This window comes from Pseudomonas sp. TMW 2.1634 (assembly GCF_001703595.1).
GTDB lineage: Bacteria > Pseudomonadota > Gammaproteobacteria > Pseudomonadales > Pseudomonadaceae > Aquipseudomonas > Aquipseudomonas fragi.
On sequence record NZ_CP016849.1, the window covers coordinates 1,753,367 to 1,772,880 of the forward strand.

Annotated in this window: 26 protein-coding genes and 1 tRNA gene; 10 read left to right on the forward strand and 17 right to left on the reverse strand. The window is 54.9% G+C overall.

Features of this window, described 5'->3' with window-relative positions; all coding sequences use genetic code 11:
- Positions 1-307: 307 nt before the first annotated feature.
- The 5 genes from BFC21_RS08270 to BFC21_RS08290 all read right to left on the reverse strand — a co-directional run bounded on the left by BFC21_RS08270 (position 308) and on the right by BFC21_RS08290 (position 4,154).
- Complete coding sequence (locus BFC21_RS08270) at positions 308-667, reverse strand: hypothetical protein (RefSeq protein ID WP_120265961.1); 360 nt, start codon at positions 665-667, stop codon at positions 308-310.
- Positions 660-2,876: a VapE domain-containing protein gene (locus tag BFC21_RS08275; protein WP_120265962.1), complete on the reverse strand. Its 2,217-nt coding sequence runs from the start codon at positions 2,874-2,876 to the stop codon at positions 660-662. The genes BFC21_RS08270 and BFC21_RS08275 overlap by 8 nt, the downstream gene beginning before the upstream one ends.
- Complete coding sequence (locus BFC21_RS08280) at positions 2,866-3,084, reverse strand: TraR/DksA family transcriptional regulator (RefSeq protein WP_120266704.1); 219 nt, start codon at positions 3,082-3,084, stop codon at positions 2,866-2,868. Before BFC21_RS08280 ends, BFC21_RS08275 begins: the two co-directional genes overlap by 11 nt.
- Positions 3,077-3,595 carry a phage regulatory CII family protein gene (locus tag BFC21_RS08285; protein WP_162939299.1) on the reverse strand — a complete coding sequence of 173 codons (519 nt, stop codon included), beginning with the start codon at positions 3,593-3,595 and terminating at the stop codon, positions 3,077-3,079. The genes BFC21_RS08280 and BFC21_RS08285 overlap by 8 nt, the downstream gene beginning before the upstream one ends.
- A gap of 337 nt (positions 3,596-3,932) precedes the next feature.
- On the reverse strand, positions 3,933-4,154 hold the full coding sequence (locus tag BFC21_RS08290) for a hypothetical protein (RefSeq protein WP_094992978.1): 222 nt from the start codon (positions 4,152-4,154) through the stop codon (positions 3,933-3,935).
- 100 nt (positions 4,155-4,254) lie between these two features.
- Between BFC21_RS08290 and BFC21_RS08295 the strand changes: the two genes are divergently transcribed.
- Positions 4,255-4,902 carry a LexA family transcriptional regulator gene (locus BFC21_RS08295; RefSeq protein WP_094992979.1) on the forward strand — a complete coding sequence of 216 codons (648 nt, stop codon included), beginning with the start codon at positions 4,255-4,257 and terminating at the stop codon, positions 4,900-4,902.
- 50 nt (positions 4,903-4,952) lie between these two features.
- Here BFC21_RS08295 and BFC21_RS08300 read toward each other — a convergent pair whose 3' ends face one another.
- Positions 4,953-5,999, reverse strand: a complete 1,047-nt coding sequence (locus BFC21_RS08300) for a reverse transcriptase family protein (protein WP_120266705.1) — start codon at positions 5,997-5,999, stop codon at positions 4,953-4,955.
- Positions 6,000-6,073: 74 nt separating this feature from the next.
- Entirely contained in the window at positions 6,074-6,331 is a 258-nt protein-coding gene (locus BFC21_RS08305; protein WP_120265964.1) for a hypothetical protein, read from the reverse strand.
- Positions 6,332-7,035: 704 nt separating this feature from the next.
- On the opposite strand from BFC21_RS08305, the gene BFC21_RS08310 reads away from it, so the two are divergent.
- From BFC21_RS08310 to BFC21_RS08345, 7 genes are all read left to right on the forward strand, one after another.
- Positions 7,036-7,215, forward strand: coding sequence for a hypothetical protein (locus BFC21_RS08310; protein WP_120265965.1), 180 nt, complete (start codon positions 7,036-7,038; stop codon positions 7,213-7,215).
- Entirely contained in the window at positions 7,212-7,805 is a 594-nt protein-coding gene (locus BFC21_RS08315) for a hypothetical protein (protein WP_120265966.1), read from the forward strand. Before BFC21_RS08310 ends, BFC21_RS08315 begins: the two co-directional genes overlap by 4 nt.
- An 8-nt stretch (positions 7,806-7,813) precedes the next feature.
- On the forward strand, positions 7,814-8,098 hold the full coding sequence (locus tag BFC21_RS08320) for a phage antirepressor KilAC domain-containing protein (protein WP_120265967.1): 285 nt from the start codon (positions 7,814-7,816) through the stop codon (positions 8,096-8,098).
- A gap of 158 nt (positions 8,099-8,256) precedes the next feature.
- On the forward strand, positions 8,257-8,583 hold the full coding sequence (locus tag BFC21_RS08330; protein WP_120265969.1) for a pyocin activator PrtN family protein: 327 nt from the start codon (positions 8,257-8,259) through the stop codon (positions 8,581-8,583).
- Between the two features lie 40 nt (positions 8,584-8,623).
- Entirely contained in the window at positions 8,624-8,761 is a 138-nt protein-coding gene (locus tag BFC21_RS27165; RefSeq protein WP_158637842.1) for a hypothetical protein, read from the forward strand.
- 262 nt (positions 8,762-9,023) lie between these two features.
- The gene (locus BFC21_RS08340) at positions 9,024-9,236 is read left to right on the forward strand and encodes a hypothetical protein (protein WP_120265971.1); all 213 of its coding nucleotides are present in this window, start codon (positions 9,024-9,026) and stop codon (positions 9,234-9,236) included.
- Entirely contained in the window at positions 9,236-10,348 is a 1,113-nt protein-coding gene (locus tag BFC21_RS08345) for a tyrosine-type recombinase/integrase (protein ID WP_120265972.1), read from the forward strand. Before BFC21_RS08340 ends, BFC21_RS08345 begins: the two co-directional genes overlap by 1 nt.
- Positions 10,349-10,435: 87 nt before the next feature.
- Here BFC21_RS08345 and BFC21_RS08350 read toward each other — a convergent pair.
- The 9 genes from BFC21_RS08350 to thrS all read right to left on the reverse strand — a co-directional run bounded on the left by BFC21_RS08350 (position 10,436) and on the right by thrS (position 17,881).
- A tRNA-Pro gene (locus BFC21_RS08350) sits at positions 10,436-10,512 on the reverse strand.
- Between the two features lie 80 nt (positions 10,513-10,592).
- Complete coding sequence (locus BFC21_RS08355; RefSeq protein WP_016781403.1) at positions 10,593-10,949, reverse strand: MerR family transcriptional regulator; 357 nt, start codon at positions 10,947-10,949, stop codon at positions 10,593-10,595.
- On the reverse strand, positions 10,930-11,232 hold the full coding sequence (gene ihfA, locus BFC21_RS08360) for an integration host factor subunit alpha (protein WP_002553164.1): 303 nt from the start codon (positions 11,230-11,232) through the stop codon (positions 10,930-10,932). The genes BFC21_RS08355 and ihfA overlap by 20 nt, the downstream gene beginning before the upstream one ends.
- A 3-nt stretch (positions 11,233-11,235) precedes the next feature.
- Positions 11,236-13,614 (reverse strand): phenylalanine--tRNA ligase subunit beta, encoded by a 2,379-nt coding sequence (gene pheT / locus BFC21_RS08365; protein ID WP_088377642.1) that lies wholly within the window; start codon positions 13,612-13,614, stop codon positions 11,236-11,238.
- Between the two features lie 26 nt (positions 13,615-13,640).
- Positions 13,641-14,657 (reverse strand): phenylalanine--tRNA ligase subunit alpha, encoded by a 1,017-nt coding sequence (gene pheS / locus BFC21_RS08370; protein WP_016781405.1) that lies wholly within the window; start codon positions 14,655-14,657, stop codon positions 13,641-13,643.
- 109 nt (positions 14,658-14,766) lie between these two features.
- A complete protein-coding gene (gene rplT, locus BFC21_RS08375; protein ID WP_003442184.1) occupies positions 14,767-15,123 on the reverse strand; it encodes a 50S ribosomal protein L20 in 357 nt (118 codons plus the stop codon).
- Between the two features lie 29 nt (positions 15,124-15,152).
- Positions 15,153-15,347: a 50S ribosomal protein L35 gene (gene rpmI / locus BFC21_RS08380; RefSeq protein ID WP_002553160.1), complete on the reverse strand. Its 195-nt coding sequence runs from the start codon at positions 15,345-15,347 to the stop codon at positions 15,153-15,155.
- Between the two features lie 60 nt (positions 15,348-15,407).
- On the reverse strand, positions 15,408-15,959 hold the full coding sequence (infC, locus tag BFC21_RS08385) for a translation initiation factor IF-3 (protein ID WP_169844844.1): 552 nt from the start codon (positions 15,957-15,959) through the stop codon (positions 15,408-15,410).
- Complete coding sequence (gene thrS, locus BFC21_RS08390; RefSeq protein ID WP_016781407.1) at positions 15,959-17,881, reverse strand: threonine--tRNA ligase; 1,923 nt, start codon at positions 17,879-17,881, stop codon at positions 15,959-15,961. Before thrS ends, infC begins: the two co-directional genes overlap by 1 nt.
- Positions 17,882-18,244: 363 nt before the next feature.
- Here thrS and BFC21_RS08400 point away from each other — a divergent pair, with 363 nt between their 5' ends.
- Entirely contained in the window at positions 18,245-18,547 is a 303-nt protein-coding gene (locus BFC21_RS08400; protein ID WP_016781408.1) for a hypothetical protein, read from the forward strand.
- Positions 18,548-18,839: 292 nt separating this feature from the next.
- On the forward strand, positions 18,840-19,052 hold the full coding sequence (locus tag BFC21_RS08405) for a cold-shock protein (protein ID WP_003179963.1): 213 nt from the start codon (positions 18,840-18,842) through the stop codon (positions 19,050-19,052).
- Positions 19,053-19,112: 60 nt separating this feature from the next.
- Here BFC21_RS08405 and BFC21_RS08410 read toward each other — a convergent pair whose 3' ends face one another.
- A complete protein-coding gene (locus BFC21_RS08410) occupies positions 19,113-19,421 on the reverse strand; it encodes an I78 family peptidase inhibitor (RefSeq protein WP_016781409.1) in 309 nt (102 codons plus the stop codon).
- Between the last annotated feature and the right edge of the window lie 93 nt (positions 19,422-19,514).

Genomic DNA, 19,514 nt, shown 5'->3' on the forward strand with positions numbered 1-19,514 from the left:
GGGGCTGTCTGCCCTGCCCCACTGTTCAGGTTAAAGGTGGGACAAGGGAGAACACCCAAATCAAAGGCTGTGCCCCACTGTCCTACTTCTTTTACCTTTTCCTCGTATAAAGAGAGATTTATAAAAACACGCGTGCGCGTGAAGCGCGCGTATAGGTGCCCGCTGCGCTCACATGGGCGGGAGGCACTTTCAAGCGGGACGGTGGGACAGACAAGCAAAGACGTGGCCTGCGCCTGACCCACTGCCATAGAAAGCAGCGGGACACGGCGGGCCAACAAGGTAAGACAGGCACGGGGCAAGGAAACGATCACGCAGCCAGCCTCCCGAGCAACAGGTTAGCGATGCACTGGTGTGCCTCGTGAAGGCGACGGTAATAGGTCGGCGCACTGCATCCGCAATGCATCATCTTCTGAGACAAGAAACTGTCGTGGTTGCAGTAGTGCTCATGGACCAACACAGACAACTGCGGGGGCAGGTGCTTGTTGACGATCAGCTCAATGTCAGCCGACTCATCGAGCAGCACCCGACTGCCGCGCGTGCCGCGTATCAGCTCGCCTTTGGTTTCCATCAGCATGGCAATCATGTTGCCGCTGCCTGTGCCTTCGGGTGACTCGCTGTGCAGGTCTTCCGCCCAGAGCTTGAGCAAAGTGTCGATGCGCTTAATCAAAGCAAGGCTCCTCGATCTTTTGCACCTGCAAGGCTGAGTGACCGCCCCAGTTGTCCGGCTTCTTGTACGCCCAAGGCCGCTGTCCACTTTTGGCCAACGCTGCCAGGCGTACACGCCGCCATCCAAGCCGATGCATGATCGCGCCGACGCGCATTTGCTCAGGCTTGCCCCAATGGCCAAAGTCGAGCTTCAACGCGCTGGCCAACACTTCGCTGCCACTGGTGGTCTCGCCAATCTGAGACTCTTCCAGCCAATTCAGAATCGGGCCTTCCCACTCATCCACCACAAAGCGCTCGTCCTGGGCTTCGGAGAACATGGCGGTTTCATCGCGATTGACCCACCAGATCTCGTCAGCCTTGTAGCAAAACATCGCCTCAGCCCAGAGTTGATCGCGCATGTCGCGCAGCAGATCCAGATCGACCTTGGTGCAGGCCACCGGCCAATAACGCCTGTTGCCCGTGGCGTCCTTGAGGTATTCGTCCTGGTTGGTCGTACCCACGAACACACACTGGCGTGGCACGTCATTTGTTCTGCGGCCGTAGCTCTCGCGGTAGGTGTCGGTTGACGCGGAGAAGAACTGTTTGGCCTTGGTGCTTTCGGCTTTGTTGAAGCTGTCCAGCTCGCCCAGCTCGATGATCCACTTGCCCCGGATCGCCTGAAAACCGTCCTTGTCGCCCAGAGCAAAGGGCGTGTCCATAAACCAGTCACCGCCGAGGATACTCATGGCCGTCGACTTGCCTTCGCCCTGCCCGCCTTCAAGGATCATCACCGAGTCAGCCTTGCAGCCGGGACGCATCACCCGTGCAACCGCCGAGATCATCCAGCGCTTGCCGACCTTGGCGCTGTAACCGCTTTGGGCTACACCCATGACTTTGTTCAGCCACGTATCGAGGCGCGGCACGCGGTCCCATTCCAGTTGGTTGAGGTAGTTGCGCACCGGGTGAAACGCATGGTCGTGAGCCACCACACTGACGGCCTCGATCACGCTGGAGGCTTTGACCCGCAGATTGTATTGCTGTGCCAGCCACTTCATCACGCGGATGTCATCAATATCGCCCCAATCGCCGGTGCCACCGCCATACGGCGGCGTGCGCAACTTGACGATCTTGGAGCTGAACGCGCTGAACGCGATCACACCCGACCAGCGCTCATCGTTACCCAGAATCAGCTCGACGTTTTGCATGTGCGCGATCAGTGAGCCGTTTTCAGTGCGGGCCAGTTGGTCTTTCCAGCCACCCGCTGCCGGCGGTTTGACCACCGCCAACACCTGACGGCGCACAGCGTCCAGCCCTTCGGCACAGTGCAGGTCGTTGAAGTCAGTCCACTTGATCTCGCGCTCGCCTGAAAAGATCGGCCCGACCACTTGGCCACCGACGATCAACGCTGCGTTACTGCCCTTCTCCTCACCGGGGTTCCAAGGCTCGCCGTTGGAGCGCTTGGTCTTCCAGTCATCGTCACGGCAGATGATCAACGCACGGCCGGGAAAACGCTCGCGCATGGCCTTGGCCACAGCGCTGAGGTTGCCTGCATCAAAAGCAATGGCCACCGTTAACGAGGTGGCCATATTCAGGCTCGCGCCGGTGGCATAACCTTCACACACCAACACGGGCTCGCCCGGTTCAGGGTGCGGGCCGATCAGGTGATAGGCGCCTTCTTTGGACATGCCATGCGGCCAATAGGATTTGTCGCGGCCGGTGTCTTCCTGCTTTTCCGGGTAGATCACTTGCAGCCCAACGATCTGGTCGCGTGCAGTGGTCATGGGAATAAGCAGTGCCCCGGTACGCGGGGCATAACGCACACGGATACCGACGATCTGCTTGCGTTCCAGATAGGCGCTACGGCCCTTTTCCGGCATGCGCTTAAACAAGCCCGAGGCACGATTAGCAGCCCGACGCGCCGCATTGGCGGCAACCTCTGCAGCCCGACGCTTGGCCTCTTCCTGACGAGCACGCATCACGTCGCGCTCTTCCTGACTCATGCGCCCGGCCTTGACCTTGATCTTATTGCTGTCGCCCGAGCGCCAATCACCGAAGCTGCCGAAAATCAGTATTTCGTTTTTCTCGGTGCGGTGCTCATGGATCACGTACCAGCCGTTTTTCTCCTTGCCCTTATCCTGCGTGGTCTTGCAGCGGGTTAGCTTGCCGTAAATCAGCGGTTGCGCAGGCTCAAGGCCGTGATCAGCGAATTGACCGAGAACGTCATCGAGCATAACGAGTACCTACTTGTTCATTCAGTTGTTGGCAGGCTGCACATCGGGTGCAACTGGTGACGGCCAATCGACGGGCCATAGGGATAGTCGAATCGCAATCCACGCAGAACTCAAAAGACTCAAACACCGGCAACGCCTTACGCGCTGCCAGTGCTTGATCGATACGTTCCTGCACCAGATCGTTGGCAAAATCAGCGATGTCAGCCACGGTCAGCACCCCGCGTGGTCGAGTTGACGTAGCAAGCGCGGTTGAACATCCCCAGCAACCCCTGAATACCGCGAAACACCTGCAAGCGAATCTCGGCCAGTTCGCGGTCAGTCACCACGCCGTCGCCAATGCTCTTGGCCCAGGTATCTGCAAGATCCGCGACCTGACGGAAATACACGGCAAGGCCGGTGGTCAGCGTCTCGGGCATATCGTCGGTATAAGCCTCGGCCAGCTCCTGCCAAATCGTGTCGCCCACCAACGCGTGCACCGCATCCAGAATGCGGCGGTCTTTGGTCAGTTCCAGAATCTCGGCGAACTCCTGAACATTCACCGCGTGGCTTGGGTGGGTCGGGGAAAGCTTGTGCTGCAACGTGGTGGGGTTGCGGCCGGTGGTGGCGGCAATGGCAGCAGCGCCGCCCGGGTAATCGCGGGCAGCATGATAAAGCGCCAAATCGAGCGGCAGAATTTCGCGTCGCGCTCGCTGGGTGCAACTCAGAGCAATACGGCTCATGGCATTAATCCTTGAATGTTGCCAGTGCCGCGCGGCGTGCAGTGGTGGTACATTTGCCGCGTGGCTTGAAGAGGCCCAAAAAGCCGGTCTAGATTCTTAAGATCGAAACCGGCACCGTGCCGAGGCGAACGATCCGTCGCTCACCTCTGGCGCAACCGCTGCCAAATCTGTGGTGGAAATGGCAGCAAACCCCAAGGCTTCCGAGCTTTGGAAAGCGCGGTTAAAGGGAGGTGGTTTAGCATGTGGTGTGCCCGCCTACCTTTACCGCGACCCGGCGACACTGTGGTGGTGTGTGCCGGGAGGAACTGGGCGGCCTTATGGGTCGCCTTTTTTCTTTCTATGCCGCTTTGCTTTCCGTCACACCAAAGTGCTCAAGAACCTCAGCAAGCGATACACAGCCTTCGCTTTCTCGGGTCAGCGACCTGATCAGCGAAACGCTTGGATCTTTACTCGCGTACTTCACATGCAAGCGCAGGTAATTCACCGCGATGTTGCAACGGCCGGCGTAAGCCAGCAGAGCTTCTGAATCCAGGCTGTCGATGTAGTCACGCAATTTCATGTGGTGTACCTCCGGGAGATGCAATTTAACCACAAAGGTTAACTATTGCAATACCTATAAGGACATTCACCCTATAGGTTAATCTGGGCACAATCACTGCATGAGAATTTCAGATACCCGACTGCACAATTTCCGCCATATCCTGGCCGAGAAAAAACTACGCCTGATCGACATTGCCGAGCTGCTAGGCAAAGCGCCTGCGCAAGTGAGCGCTTTCGGCGGGAAGAACCCAACCAAAGGGATTGGTGATCAAATTGCGCGCGAAATCGAACGAGCCTTAAGCCTGCCTAACGGCTCGCTTGATGTGCCACATGGCTATGCGAACTTCGACAACGGTTCCGTTATTGGCTACACCGGCAGGAAACTACCTGTGATCGGATCAATTGCTGCTGGCTCATGGTGCTCATCAGAAGAAAGTTTCGATCCTCGTGATGCTGAGGAATGGATCGAGGCGCCTGGGCCTGTTGGGCCGCGTGCATTCATTCTGCGTGTAGAAGGCATAAGCATGGAGCCGAAGTTCATGGAGGGTGACAAGGTCGTTATTGATCCGTCACTTGAAGCATTTGCTGGGCATTTTGTTGCCGCCAAACGCGCGAGTGATGAAGCTACGACGCTGAAGCAACTGAGGCAGGAAGGCAGCGAGATGTATCTGTACGCGCTCAACCCTGATTGGCCAGAGCGCATTATTCGAATGAATGAAGAATGGAGCGTTTGTGGTCGGGCTAGGTGGAAAATTTCCGATCTGTAAAGGGATTCTGAAATATGCTTAGGGCAAATACTATACAGCTGAAATAGTACCTATTCTTCGACTTTAGCTTGTACGACCGGAATAATATTTGCCGCAAGATATTTTTCTAGCAGTGGGACACTGGCCTTAAGGCGCGCTGCATTTAATCTTTCTTTAAGAATAATCCCATCAGATTGCCCACAAGCAATCAGTCTACCTACTCGCCCCATAGCACTATTATATTTATTCTCAACATCTGAAACAAATACTCCTGAACCTATCAAGTCCTCAAACTCTTTCACGGCTGCTCTTATTTTTTTTCGCTCAAATTTAGCCACCCCTGGATTAGGCCCGGAAACAGCAAGACCGGTAATAACAAATGGTTCAACTCCACCTTTAGTTACTATCACCTGACCTTTTTTAAGTACATGCATTTTCTGTCGTTTCTGATAAAAGCCTTTTGAAGCAAGCATGCCAGTAACTTTTCTTATAACATCTGTTTTTAACTCGTCACGAACATCCCCTTTCGAAGAAATTGTAATGTCGTCAGCAAATCGGCTATAAGATAAATTATTAGCTTTAACCCAAGTTACTAGCCTTGGCTCAACATCCCAAAAAACAAGATTTGCAAGATAGCTGCTAGTGCTGGCACCTTGAGGCACTACCCCCCTTCTAGTAGTTAACTTTACCAGCAAACTTGAAACATCATCTCCAAAACCAAGCACACCCTTGAATACACCTAGAACCTTATCTTCAGTGATGGATGGAAAGAAATTCTTAATATCCTGCATAAGTACAACACGAGCCCCAGCATGACATGCCACATTTGAATAGATACTTCTAGGGCTGTTTACGTCGCGAATTCCACCATGCAGATAGTCAGGGAAAATCACGCCCGAAAAAATACGATCAACTATCTTTCTCTGAATAGCCTTCAACGGCTGATGTGCATCAAACGTCTCTCTGACTGAACCATCCTTTTTCTGCTGAGGAACCGTCCGGTATAGTCTGTGCGAATTTCTTGCCAGATTATTCAAGAGCATAGGGGACTCCCCAAGTCTTAAAGCTAACGACTCAATATTGAAAATTGGCTTTTGCGAATAACGAGGCTTATCCATCTTGCTCACCAAAAAATAAGGCCAGCATTTTTGCTGGCCTCATGGGAATTCGAATTGTGTGATTTGTTGCGTCATCAGCTCACCGTAGTCAAAATAATTTCAGCCCATTTTCCTGCAGTATCACAAATACTGGACCAATTTTGAAAACACCACTTAATGGCTGGAACCTTGAAAGTATCATAAATAAAACCAAGACACTTCTTAACTCCCTCCACCTTGCTTTTCGAGTCTTCTTTCGAAGACACCGAAGTCTTTGCCTTAACGCGAGCACCTTCAATTTTGTGCGCGTGCTTTGCCGCCTTACGGCGGTTAGCGTTCTTTAATTTACTCATCGATATAGCTCCTGTCGGGCGAAATTGCCCCGCCGAAAGCTTCCAGGCCGAAAGGAACTTGAAGGTGCCCATACAAACCACAGTTCTGGCTTCTCTGAAGCTTTGAATCAAAGACATTTGATTCGAAGGTTTAGAGAAGCCCGACCGCCGCCGATTCGCTATGTGTACATTTTGGTCACTGTTTACCGAATCAAAAATTCGGCCAACGGCGGCTACGCTTTTCGTTAACGTCAACGAGTAACGCTTTGGGTAAGCAAGGGTATGCTTTCCGTTAGCGCAGACTAGTTCACGCTGTTATCGCTCAGCACGAAGCTTTTGCGTCGACGCGTAGTTTTACCTAATATTCAGAAGCATCCGTAAACACATGGATACATTCGGGTAGCATTCCCTCATGCAAAGCGCGAGAGTTCTGCAAACCTGCATAGAACGAACATGCGGGTGGCGGAAATAGTCTTGGAGAACCCCAAAACTGATTGGTAACCCAATCGCCAACTGCAAGCCTAGATATTTATCGATGTTTAAAGAGCACTTGGGTGGTACACCCAACGAAGTCATTTATAGCTCATGGCCATCACACAAGGCAAGCAACGGATCCAAAATCATGAAACAACCTCAAAAATAAACCCTAAAGATTAAATATTGACCATGATAACCTTTAGGGTTAATAATCACCTCACTCTCCCACCACAGAGCGAGGCAACACCATGCACACCACAGCAACCCTGCACGTCCACCCAACGTGCGCCAGTAACCGTCGACTGATCGAGCAGCTGCAAGCCACCACCGGCTGCTTGGTCATCCTCCACAACCACAAACCCCGTCTGGTCCGGCAAAGCAACCGCCCTACCCCGTTCGACCCGAACAATGGAGGGCATGCAGCATGAACCGGTTTTCTTTGGCTGATAAAACCCTTCGCCTGCTGGCTGCACAGGTCAATTTGAACGGCACGTTTAAGTACGTTTGCCCGCTTCAAAATACCAACCAGCCGTTGACCTTTGATCTTCATGTCGAGCGCGGCCCCGCCAGCACTCACTTTACGATCATCACCGGCGCTGAGAAGCACAGCCTGACGGTACAGACCCCAAGCAAAGACACGCACCTGGTGCTCGCTGACTTTATTGAGTCCATCGCCAATGGCCGTATGGATACTGCCGAGCCAGCAACACCACGCGTGACTGCCGAATCTGTCGACCGCGGCCAACTACTGGATACTCATCAGCAACAGCAACTGCACCAGTTGGTGCGCAATGGAGGCTCATTGCTGCTCGATGTCGGCTTCGATGAGGACGTCAGAATAGCGGTGCATCGCACGCAGAGCCGCACAGGCGTCACGGCCATTATCGTCGCTGGCAACACATACCCCCGCACCCAGTGCTTTACGGCATATGGCGACGAGCAGCACAGCGTCGACCGGCTCCTGCAATCCCTCAACCACTTGGCCGCGTCGGTAGCTCCTGCCGCGCATGCAGCTTAGGAGGTGGTATGGATCGCACTCTCGCCAAAGCCGCCGCTTGCTTGGGCACTAACCGGCCAAAACTGATCAAGTTGATGCGCGAAAAAGGCCTGCTCAACGACCGCAACCTGCCAGCCTTCCCGGTTCGGGATCGTGAGCATCTGCGGGTCAAGGACAGCAACTGGTTCCACGCTGAACTCGGCATGCAGTACAGCCAATCAACCCGGGTACGTCCGCCCGGCATCGCTTGGCTGGCCGAGCAGTTGGGGCTGGCCCTTCCACCTATTCCGGCTGACCGCCGTGACGTGGCCTAGGGAGTATGCGCGGCAGATCGTGGCCATGCCTACACGCGAGGAGCGCAACGCTGCGCTCCTTGAAGTGCCTGAGCATTTACGCGAACTGACCAAGCGCCACTGCCTGAATGCCTGGACACACCCAGCCCGCCACCCACCTAAAACGAGCAGGTCCGCCCATGAGTAATGCCAACCAAAATCCGCTGCGGCTCATGCCAGCACCGGACGCGGCCACCGTTGAGCTGCTGTACCGCAACTTCGGCGACGTGCTGATCCCCCTCGACAAGCTGCGCGCGCAGTATTTTCGCTACCTCAACGAACAGTCATTCATCGCGGAAATCATCAGCGGCCGTATTCAACTGCCCATTACCACGCTCGATAGCAGCCGCAAGGCCACCAAGTTCGCTCATATCCGCCACGTTGCCGCACTGATCGATATCCGTGCATACAAGGCTGATGAAGAGCTTACGAGGCCGCAAGGCGATACCCAGAACAAAGACGACTAACCCCGCTGTCACCACCAGCGATGCACCAGGAGCACACCACATGACCACGACTCAGATCTGCGCGTTGATTGTCCTGATTTTCAGCGCGGGCCTGCTCTATTTGATTGGCTACCGTTGCGGCTTGGCCGATGGCCAGAAGCATCAACCGGATGCCCGTACCCGGAGAAAAGCGGCATGACCCACCAACTGATACACCACCCAGCCCTGCCCGCTTTGCTCTGCAACGCCCGTGGGATCGCCACGCCTGTAAAAAACAGTCTCTGCTGCGAAGCAGCAGGCATTACTAACGCTATTCGTGCCACTGCGGGGGTGCTTATACCCCACGTAAAGCTGCGCGAGGCAGCCCATGTTGATGCAACGCTAAACGCTCAGAACCGCCCGCCCGCGCAGCTTGTGGTGGGGTATAAGAGCCTTAATAACGCTTGGAAAGGACGCTAATCATGCGTAAAGAACTCATCAAAATCAGCGAATACCAGCGCCGCCGCTGGGGTGAGAACGGAACGCCGTTGTGCTCCCAAGCTATTCGTAACTACATCCGCAACGGCAAATTGCCGGGTGAGCAGATTGGCTCGCTTTGGTACGTTGACTGGAATGCGCTGAGCAAGTCGGATGGTAACGACTTGGTCGCAATGGTATTGAAAGGAGTAGCCTGATGTCCCCTAGGCCGCGCACTGGTGCGAACAAGCACCTGCCGCAGAACCTGTACTTTGATGCGCGGCGCTCGACCTACCGCTACCGTCGGCCCACCGACGGTAAGTGGTTTCAGTTTGGCAGCGACCGGATCAGAGCAATCGACGCCGCTAAACAGCTCAATCTGGAGTTCATGCGCGGTGCTGACCTGGTTGGGGCCGTGATGGGCAACATGTCAGGTTCATTTGCAGGATTCCTGGACAAGTACGAAGCCGAAATTCTTCCGCCCCGCGAGCTGGCCAAGGGGACGCTGGGGCTGTACGCCGTTCACTTCAGACGATTCAGAAGACACTTTGAGGGTAAGGCTGTCGATCAGATAACCATACGCATGGTTGCAGAGCTGCTCGACACCCTGACACCCCGTAGCGCCAATCAAAGTCGCGCCTTGCTGGTGGACATTTTCAATCATGCCGCGTCGAAGGGCTTGTGCCCGGACAACCCGGCATCGAGCACCATCAACCGTATCGAGAAGAAGCAACGCAAACGCCACACTGTGGAAGGTCTGAAGGCGATCAGGGAAGTGTCGCCACCTTGGTTGCGCAACGCCATCGACTTGGCACTGATCACCGCTCAACGCCGCTCAGATATTTTGGACATGCGATTTGATGGCGTGCAGGATGGCTATCTGTACCTGGTACAAAAGAAAACTGCCAAAGCCAGCGATACAGCGTGGATTCGTTTCAAGGTGACTGAGGAGTTACAAACCGTTATTACACGATGCAGAGACAACGTAGCCTCCCCGTTCTTGATTCATCGCAAGCCACAACGACTGTTACAAAAGCAGGCGCAGACTAAAGAGCACTGGACCAAAGTAGAGGATCGGTTTTTAACGCGCTCTTTTAAAGAGGCGCGTGAACTCGCCGGCTGTTACGCGGACTGGAAAGAAGAAGAGATGCCGGGCTTTCACGAAGTGCGCGCATTGTCGCTGCACCTGTACAAAAGAGCCGGTAAAGATGGTCAGGCCATTGCGGGTCATGCCAGCGAGACCATGACCAAGAACTACCAAAAAGACCACGCCGATGTGATCTGGTCGGATGCGATTCCAGACCTGAATATCAGCGAAATCACCGGATAGTTTTGCGCGCATTTTGCGCCAGTTTTGCGCAAGGCAGAAACGAGAAAGGGAACCAAGAGCGTAAACCCTTGATTCCCTTACAGAATATGGTCGGGACGGAGTGATTCGAACACTCGACCCCTAGCACCCCATGCTAGTGCGCTACCGGACTGCGCTACGCCCCGACTAGGCGTTACAACTTGCTAGAACGTCGAGAAATATACCTTAAGCTTTTGAAATACGAAAGTATTTTAAAACGCTTTGGTTATTTTTTCAGGACCTGCAAAACATCTTCAAGCTCGCTAATCGTTTGCCGAATTAACTGCTTGTACTGCGTGGTGTCATCTTTGGCTTCATCACCGGAAAGCCGCAAGCGCGCCCCGCCAATAGTGAAACCTTGATCATAAAGCAACGCTCGAATCTGCCGGATCATCAGCACATCCTGGCGCTGATAATACCGGCGGTTTCCGCGACGTTTTACGGGGTTGAGCTGAGGAAATTCTTGCTCCCAGTAGCGCAGCACGTGCGGTTTTACACCGCACAGCTCGCTAACTTCGCCGATGGCGAAGTAGCGTTTGCCCGGGATCGGCGGGAGCTCGTCGTTATGACTTGGTTCCAGCATAAGCCTCTACTCGGGCCTTCAACTTCTGCCCTGGACGAAAAGTGACTACACGGCGAGCCGTGATCGGGATTTCTTCTCCCGTTTTCGGATTGCGGCCTGGCCGCTGTCGCTTGTCACGCAGATCAAAATTGCCAAAACCCGACAATTTGACCTGCTCGTTGTCTTCAAGAGCGTGCCTGATTTCTTCAAAAAACAGCTCGACCAGTTCTTTGGCCTCGCGTTTGTTCAGGCCCAACTCTTCATAAAGACGTTCCGCCATCTCAGCTTTTGTCAGAGCCCCCATACGTCACTTCCTTAACGTGGCGTTCAACCTTTGTTCAAGCGAGGTGAGGATATTTTGCGTTGTGGCGTTCACCTCATCGTCATTAAGAGTGCGCGATGGATGCTGCCAGGTCAAGCCAACTGCAAGGCTTTTTCTATGCGGATCAATGCCTTTACCCTGGTAAACATCAAATAACCTTAGGTCTGTCAGCCATTCGCCTGCATTTTCACGAATTACATCCAGCACAGCACTGGCTGCTACGTCACGATCTGCCAACAACGCCAGGTCACGACGCACTTCAGGAAAGCGCGATAACTCATGGAATTTCGGCATTTTACCTGCCGCGACTTCCGCCAGAACCAGTTCAAAAACAAACACTGGACGGTCAAGACCAAGGTTTTTGGACAGCTCAGGGTGGATGGCACCGACATAGCCAACTTCGCGACCGTCACGCTCGATACGTGCAGTCTGGCCCGGATGCAGGGCAGGATGTTTGCCCGGCACAAAGGTGAAAGCGTCCAGTGCACCAGCAAAACCCAGTACCGCTTCAACATCAGCCTTGACGTCGAAGAAGTCGACAACATCGCGACCTTGTGCCCAGCCTTCAGGCAGACGGCTGCCACACACCACGCCAGCCAACATCGGCTCTTGCTTCAGGCCTTCCAGTTGACCAACAAAACGCAGGCCGCTTTCAAACAGGCGAACGCGATCTTGCTGACGGTTCAGGTTGTGCTGCAATGACTTGACCAGGCCTGGCCACAACGAGGCACGCATGGCGGCCATGTCGTTGGAGATCGGGTTGGCCAGCAGCAGCGGTTCAACACCCGGGCTGAACAGCTCGAACTGTTTCGGGTCGATAAAGCTGTAGGTGATCGCTTCTTGATACCCGCGTGCTACCAGCAGACGACGCAGCTCCGGCAGGTCACTGCGCGCTTCGGCCTTGGCTTGCGGTGCCAGTCGGGCCTGCGGATAACGAACCGGCAAGCGGTTGTAGCCGTAAAGGCGCGCCAGCTCTTCGATCAGGTCAACTTCCAGACTGATATCGAAACGATGGCTAGGCACTTCTACACGCCACTGCCCTTCACCTTCAGCGGTAATGGTCAGGCCCAGGGCACTGAGCAGGCGCTCAATTTCCGCCGAGTCCATTTCCATGCCCAGCATCTGGCTGATACGCGCGGCACGCAGGGTGATTGGCGCAATCGATGGCAGGTACTGCTGGTTTACCGTTTCGATGATCGGGCCAGCTTCGCCACCAGTGATTTCCAGCAGCAAGCCAGTGGCGCGCTCCATGGCTTCACGCGCCAGCTTCCAGTCCACGCCACGCTCATAGCGGTGCGAAGCGTCGGTGTGCAGGCCGTAGGAGCGGGCCTTGCCAGCGACAGCGATCTGATCAAAGAAAGCGCTTTCAAGGAATACGTCGCGGGTCTTTTCGGTCACACCGCTGTGCTCGCCACCCATTACGCCCGCAATAGCCAGGGCACGGGTATGGTCGGCAATCACTAGCGTGTCGCTGCGCAGGGTGACTTCCTGACCGTCAAGCAGTACCAGCTTCTCGCCTTCTTCGGCCATGCGCACACGAATGCCGCCATTGATCTCGGCAAGGTCGAACGCGTGCAACGGCTGACCCAGTTCCAGCATGACATAGTTGGTAATGTCGACAGCGGCATCGATGCTACGCACGTCAGCGCGACGCAGGCGCTCAACCATCCACAGCGGCGTTGGCCGGGACAGGTCGACATTGCGGATCACACGGCCCAGGTAGCGCGGGCAAGCAGCAGGTGCCAACACTTCAACCGGACGCACTTCCTCGTGTACCGCAGCAACTGGCGCAACCACCGGGCGAGTCACCTGGGCGTTGTACAGAGCGCCCACTTCACGCGCCAGACCTGCCAGCGACAGGCAGTCGCCACGGTTCGGAGTGAGGTCGACTTCGATGCTGGCGTCTTCAAGACCCAGGTATACACGAATGTCTTCGCCCACCGGCGCATCAGCCGGCAACTCCATCAGGCCGTCATTGCCCTCGCCCACTTGCAGCTCTGCTTGCGAGCACAGCATGCCGTTGGACTCAACGCCACGCAGCTTGGCCTTCTTGATCTTGAAGTCGCCCGGCAGTTCAGCACCGATCATGGCGAACGGGATTTTCAAGCCAGGGCGCACATTGGGCGCGCCGCACACTACCTGAAACGTCTCGGCACCATTGCTGACCTGGCAAACGCGCAGCTTGTCGGCATCAGGGTGCTGCTCGGTGCTCAGCACCTCGCCCACCACCACACCACTGAATACACCGGCGGCCGGCGTAACGCTGTCGACCTCAAGACCGGCCATCGACAGACGAGCAACCAGCTCGTCGCGACCTACCTGCGGGTTTACCCAACCACGCAGCCATTGTTCACTGAATTTCATCCTGCTCTCCTAAGAATTCGTTACGACTAGCGAAATTGCGCGAGGAACCGCAAGTCGTTGTCGAAGAACAGACGCAAGTCGTTCACGCCGTAACGCAGCATGGCCAGACGCTCAACGCCCATGCCGAAGGCAAAGCCCGAGAACTCTTCCGGATCGATCCCGGACATGCGCAGCACGTTCGGATGAACCATGCCGCAGCCCATGACTTCCAGCCAGCCAGTCTGCTTGCAGACACGGCAGCCTTTACCGCTGCACATCACACATTCCATATCCACTTCAGCGGAAGGCTCGGTGAACGGGAAGTAGGATGGACGGAAACGCACGGCCAGTTCTTTTTCGAAGAACACCCGCAGGAACTCTTCGATGGTCCCTTTCAGGTCCGCGAAGTTGATATCGCGATCGACCAGCAGGCCTTCAACCTGGTGGAACATCGGCGAATGGGTGATATCGGAGTCGCTACGATACACACGGCCCGGGCAGACGATGCGGATCGGCGGCTTTTTGGATTCCATGGTGCGGACCTGTACCGGCGAGGTATGGGTGCGCAACAACATGTTGGCATTGAAATAGAAGGTGTCATGCATCGACCGGGCCGGGTGATGGCCTGGGATGTTGAGCGCCTCGAAGTTGTGATAATCGTCTTCAACCTCAGGGCCTTCGGCAATGCCGTAGCCAATGTGGGTAAAGAACTGTTCGATACGTTCCAGAGTCCGGGTTACCGGATGCAGACCGCCAGAGGTCTGGCCACGGCCAGGCAGGGTCACATCAATGGACTCGGCAGACAGTTTGGCGGCCAGTTCGGCCTCTTCAAACAACGCCTTGCGCGCATTGAGAACCTCTGTGACACGCTCCTTGGCAACGTTGATCAGCGCACCGACTTGCGGACGCTCTTCTGCCGGCAGATTGCCCAGGGTCTTCATCACCTGAGTCAATTCACCCTTTTTACCAAGGTATTGAACCCGGATTTGCTCCAGGGCATTGATATCTTCAGCGCTTTGCACAGCCTCTAGTGCTTGAGAGACCAGCGCATCCAGGTTTTCCATGTACAGACTCCAGATACAAAATAGGGGAAGAGCTTGAAGGCTCTTCCCCTATTTATGACGTTTAGCACCCGGGCCTGCACAGGCAAGCCCGAGTGACTGTCGGGGGTACTTAAGCCAGAGTGGCTTTAGCTTTCTCGACAATCGCAGCAAACGCCGCTTTTTCGTTCACTGCCAGATCAGACAGAACCTTACGGTCGATCTCGATGGAAGCTTTTTTCAGGCCGGCGATGAAACGGCTGTAAGACAGACCGTTGATACGAGCACCAGCGTTGATACGAGCGATCCACAGAGCGCGGAACTGACGTTTTTTCTGACGACGGTCACGGTAGGCGTATTGGCCTGCCTTGATTACCGCTTGCTTGGCAACACGGAATACGCGTGAGCGTGCGCCGTAGTAGCCTTTAGCCAGTTTCAGAATTTTTTTGTGACGTTTACGGGCGACAACGCCACGCTTTACACGAGCCATGAGTTACTTCCTCTAGTCTTAACCAAAAATTAACGAAGGCGCAGCATGCGCTCGACTTTTGCCACGTCAGACGGATGCAGCAAGCTGCTACCGCGCAGTTGACGCTTACGCTTGGTCGACATTTTGGTCAGGATGTGGCTCTTGAAAGCGTGCTTGTGCTTGATACCGTTAGCAGTTTTCAGAAACCGCTTAGCAGCACCACTTTTAGTCTTCATCTTTGGCATGTTCGGATACTCCGCATTCAGTTGATAAACATAATCAGAAGGCCTGCCGTGCCCTATTGATTACTTCTTCTTTTTCGGGGCGATGACCATGATCAGCTGGCGTCCTTCCATCTTAGGATGCTGTTCGACGGTACCGTATTCCGCAAGGTCAGCTTCAACCCGCTTCAACAGTTCCATACCCAGCTCCTGGTGGGCCATCTCACGGCCGCGGAATCGTAGCGATACCTTGGCCCTGTCCCCATCACTCAGGAAACGTACCAGGTTGCGCAGTTTTACCTGGTAATCCCCTTCCTCCGTCCCTGGACGAAACTTGATTTCTTTAACCTGAATCTGTTTCTGGTTTTTCTTTGCAGCAGCAATCTGCTTCTTCTTTTCGAAGATCGATTTGCCGTAGTCCATCAGCTTGCAAACTGGGGGTACTGCATCAGCGGAAATTTCCACCAAGTCCAGTTTGGCCTCTTCAGCTTTAAGAAGCGCGTCTTCAATTGACACAATCCCAAGCTGCTCGCCTTCAGCCCCAATTAACCGAACCTCGCGTGCCGAGATATTCTCGTTGATCGGGGCTTTCGGTGCAGCTCGTTTATCTTGTCTCATTTCACGCTTAATAATAATTACTCCGAATCATGGCGACCACGCCGGGAAACCGCTTGTGCGAGGAATTCAGCGAATTGCGCGACGGGCATCGAGCCCAGGTCAGCACCTTCACGTGTACGCACAGCGACAGTCTGCATCTCGACTTCCCGATCTCCGATAACCAAGAGATAGGGAACCTTGAGCAAAGTATGCTCGCGGATTTTAAAGCCGATCTTTTCATTTCTCAAGTCAGACTTGGCACGAAATCCGCTCTGATTGAGAGTTTTTTCAACTTCAGCAGCAAAATCTGCCTGTTTGTCAGTGATATTCATGATCACTGCCTGCGTCGGCGCAAGCCATGCAGGGAACGCACCTTCGTAATGCTCGATCAGGATACCGACAAAGCGTTCGAACGATCCAAGGATCGCGCGGTGCAGCATAACCGGGTGCTTGCGGCTGTTGTCTTCGGACACATATTCTGCGCCAAGACGGATCGGCAGGTTGAAATCGAGCTGCAGGGTACCACACTGCCAGACACGACCCAGACAATCTTTCAGAGAAAATTCAATCTTCGGCCCGTAGAAGGCACCTTCACCCGGCTGCAAGTCGTATGGCAGACCCGCGCTATCAAGGGCTGAGGCCAATGCACTTTCGGCACGATCCCACAGTTCATCGGAGCCCACACGCTTTTCAGGACGTGTCGACAGCTTGAGCTCGATGTCCTTGAAGCCGAAGTCGGCATAGACATCCAGGGTCAGCTTGATAAAGGCGGCGGACTCGGCCTGCATCTGCTCTTCCGTACAGAAGATGTGTGCATCGTCCTGGGTAAAGCCGCGCACGCGCATGATGCCGTGCAGGGCACCCGACGGCTCATTGCGGTGGCAGGCACCGAACTCGGCCAGGCGCAGCGGCAGCTCACGGTAGCTCTTGAGACCCTGGTTGAACACTTGCACGTGGCAAGGGCAGTTCATCGGCTTGATCGCGTAGTCGCGGCTTTCCGACTGGGTAGTGAACATGTTTTCGGCGTAGTTGGCCCAGTGACCAGACTTTTCCCACAGGCTGCGATCGACGACCTGTGGAGTCTTGATCTCCAGGTAGCCATTGTCGCGCTGTACTTTGCGCATGTACTGCTCAAGTACCTGGTACAGGGTCCAGCCGTTCGGGTGCCAGAACACCATGCCCGGCGCTTCTTCCTGGGTATGGAACAGGCCAAGGCGCTTGCCGATTTTACGGTGGTCACGCTTTTCGGCTTCTTCGATACGCAGAACGTAGGCTGCCAGTTGCTTCTTGTCAGCCCAGGCCGTGCCGTAGATACGCTGCAACTGCTCGTTTTTGGCATCGCCGCGCCAGTAGGCGCCCGACAGCTTGGTCAGCTTGAACGACTTCAGGAAGCGTGTGTTGGGCACGTGAGGGCCACGGCACATGTCGACGTATTCTTCATGGAAGTACAAGCCCATCGCCTGCTCGTCCGGCATGTCTTCGATCAGGCGCAGCTTGTAGTCTTCACCACGCGCGGCAAACAGCTCGATGACTTCGGCACGCGGCGTCACTTTCTTGATGACGTCGTAGTCTTTTTCGATCAGCTGCTGCATGCGCTGCTCGATAGCGGCCATGTCATCCGGAGTGAACGGACGCTCATAGGCGATATCGTAATAAAAACCTTCGTCAATCACCGGCCCGATGACCATTTTGGCCGTAGGGAACAGTTGCTTCACTGCATGGCCGACCAGGTGGGCGCAAGAGTGACGAATGATTTCCAGCCCCTCTTCATCCTTGGGCGTGATGATTTGCAAGGTGGCGTCATGTTCGATCAGGTCACAGGCATCAACCAGCTTGCCGTTGACCTTGCCGGCCACGGTGGCTTTGGCCAGGCCTGCGCCAATGGACGCGGCAACCTCGGCCACGGATACCGGATGATCGAAAGAACGTTGACTGCCGTCGGGAAGAGTAATAGTTGGCATGGCGCCTCCTCTCCTAGTGGTGACCCCTACCAAAGGTCACGTGGGTTGGGATGAGCCAGTACGCGATTCGGTGGTCTGCCTGCCTCACAGTGGCAGGAGCCTTGCGGCCAACCGGAAACCGAACCAGAGTGACTGGAGTTCAAATAAATAGGGTTGATGGCTCTGGGTTGCAACTGCGCGAGCATGCAAACGCAAAAAAAGCCAAGGGCGGCATGCTAGCACAGATGTACGCTGCCTGTTGCGCACCCTGCCCCGCATCCAAAATAAAGGGTACTTTTTTACAAAGCGGTGAACTTGAGCTGCACTCACCTTTCAGATACTCAGTGATACACACTCGGCTTTCATGCTTACAAGGAGCAACTTATGCGCACGATCCGCTTACTCGCCTTCGCAGCACCCTTGGCACTGCTGTTACCCCTGAGCGCCCAAGCCGATAATTGGCCAGCAGGCGCAAAAAACGACTACATGAAGGACTGCGTAGCGGCGGCAAGCCAAAGTGTCGACGTCAAGACCGCCCAGCAACACTGTGCATGCGGCGCGGAAAAACTGTCCGAAAAGTTCAGCACGGCTGAAATCACCCAACTGATGAGCAAGACCACCCAGCCGAGTGCAGAGCTGCGAACCAAGGCGCTGGACGCAATCCAGGCCTGCCGCGCGAAAAAATAGACCTGGCTGCAGAGCGAATTCGGGCCTGATTCAGGGCAAAAATGGCCAGAAACCATTTTTTGCGTAAAAAATATTCATTCGCGAGTGCTTTTTTTCCAAGCCCGTTTAACCCTCAAGCCCCCGGAAACCGGGGGCTTCGAGCGTTTCAGGCAGCAGACCGAAACTAACATCGCAGCAAACTGTGGTTCAGGGGGGGTTCCAAAGCGCACATTTCGACTATGATAGCTCGGTGTGCCCAGTTGGCCTGAGCAGCACAGTACTACTGAAAATATAAGTTTCTTGGAGATACACCATGTCTAATCGCCAAACCGGCACCGTAAAATGGTTCAACGATGAAAAAGGCTTCGGCTTCATCACTCCTCAAGGTGGCGGTGACGACCTGTTCGTACACTTCAAAGCTATCGAAAGCGACGGTTTCAAAAGCCTGAAAGAAGGCCAGACCGTTTCCTTCGTGGCTGAGAAAGGCCAAAAGGGTATGCAAGCTGCACAGGTTCGTCCGGAGTAAATCTCCTTCGAACAAAAAAACCCCGTCCATGTGACGGGGTTTTTTATGCCTGACAGAACGTTAGCCGCAGTTCACGCGGGTAATGACCGCCTGGTCATCCGTGTTCAGGTTCAAACGATCCGAGCGGTACTCGAGCGTCATGACATCGTGGGGCATCAAGACGCGTGCATTCTGCGCACCGGCTTTGATGCGAGCCTGCTCCAGCAGTTCGGCCGATGCTTTCTTGCCGATGACAAAGGCAGCTGCACTGGCATCACAGCGGCTATGCCCTGCCTCGGCAGCGGGCTCACTGCCCGAACCTGACGTACTGCACCCGGACAGCGCTACGACCGCCAACAACGAACCCAATGACACTAGCTTCCAAGACATGAAGCCTCCTTAAGTAAAAAGTCTGAACCTTTGCGACAGCTTTTTCGCATATAGGTTGCATGGTGCCTGTCAGCACCCTCTGTTTAGCCAACG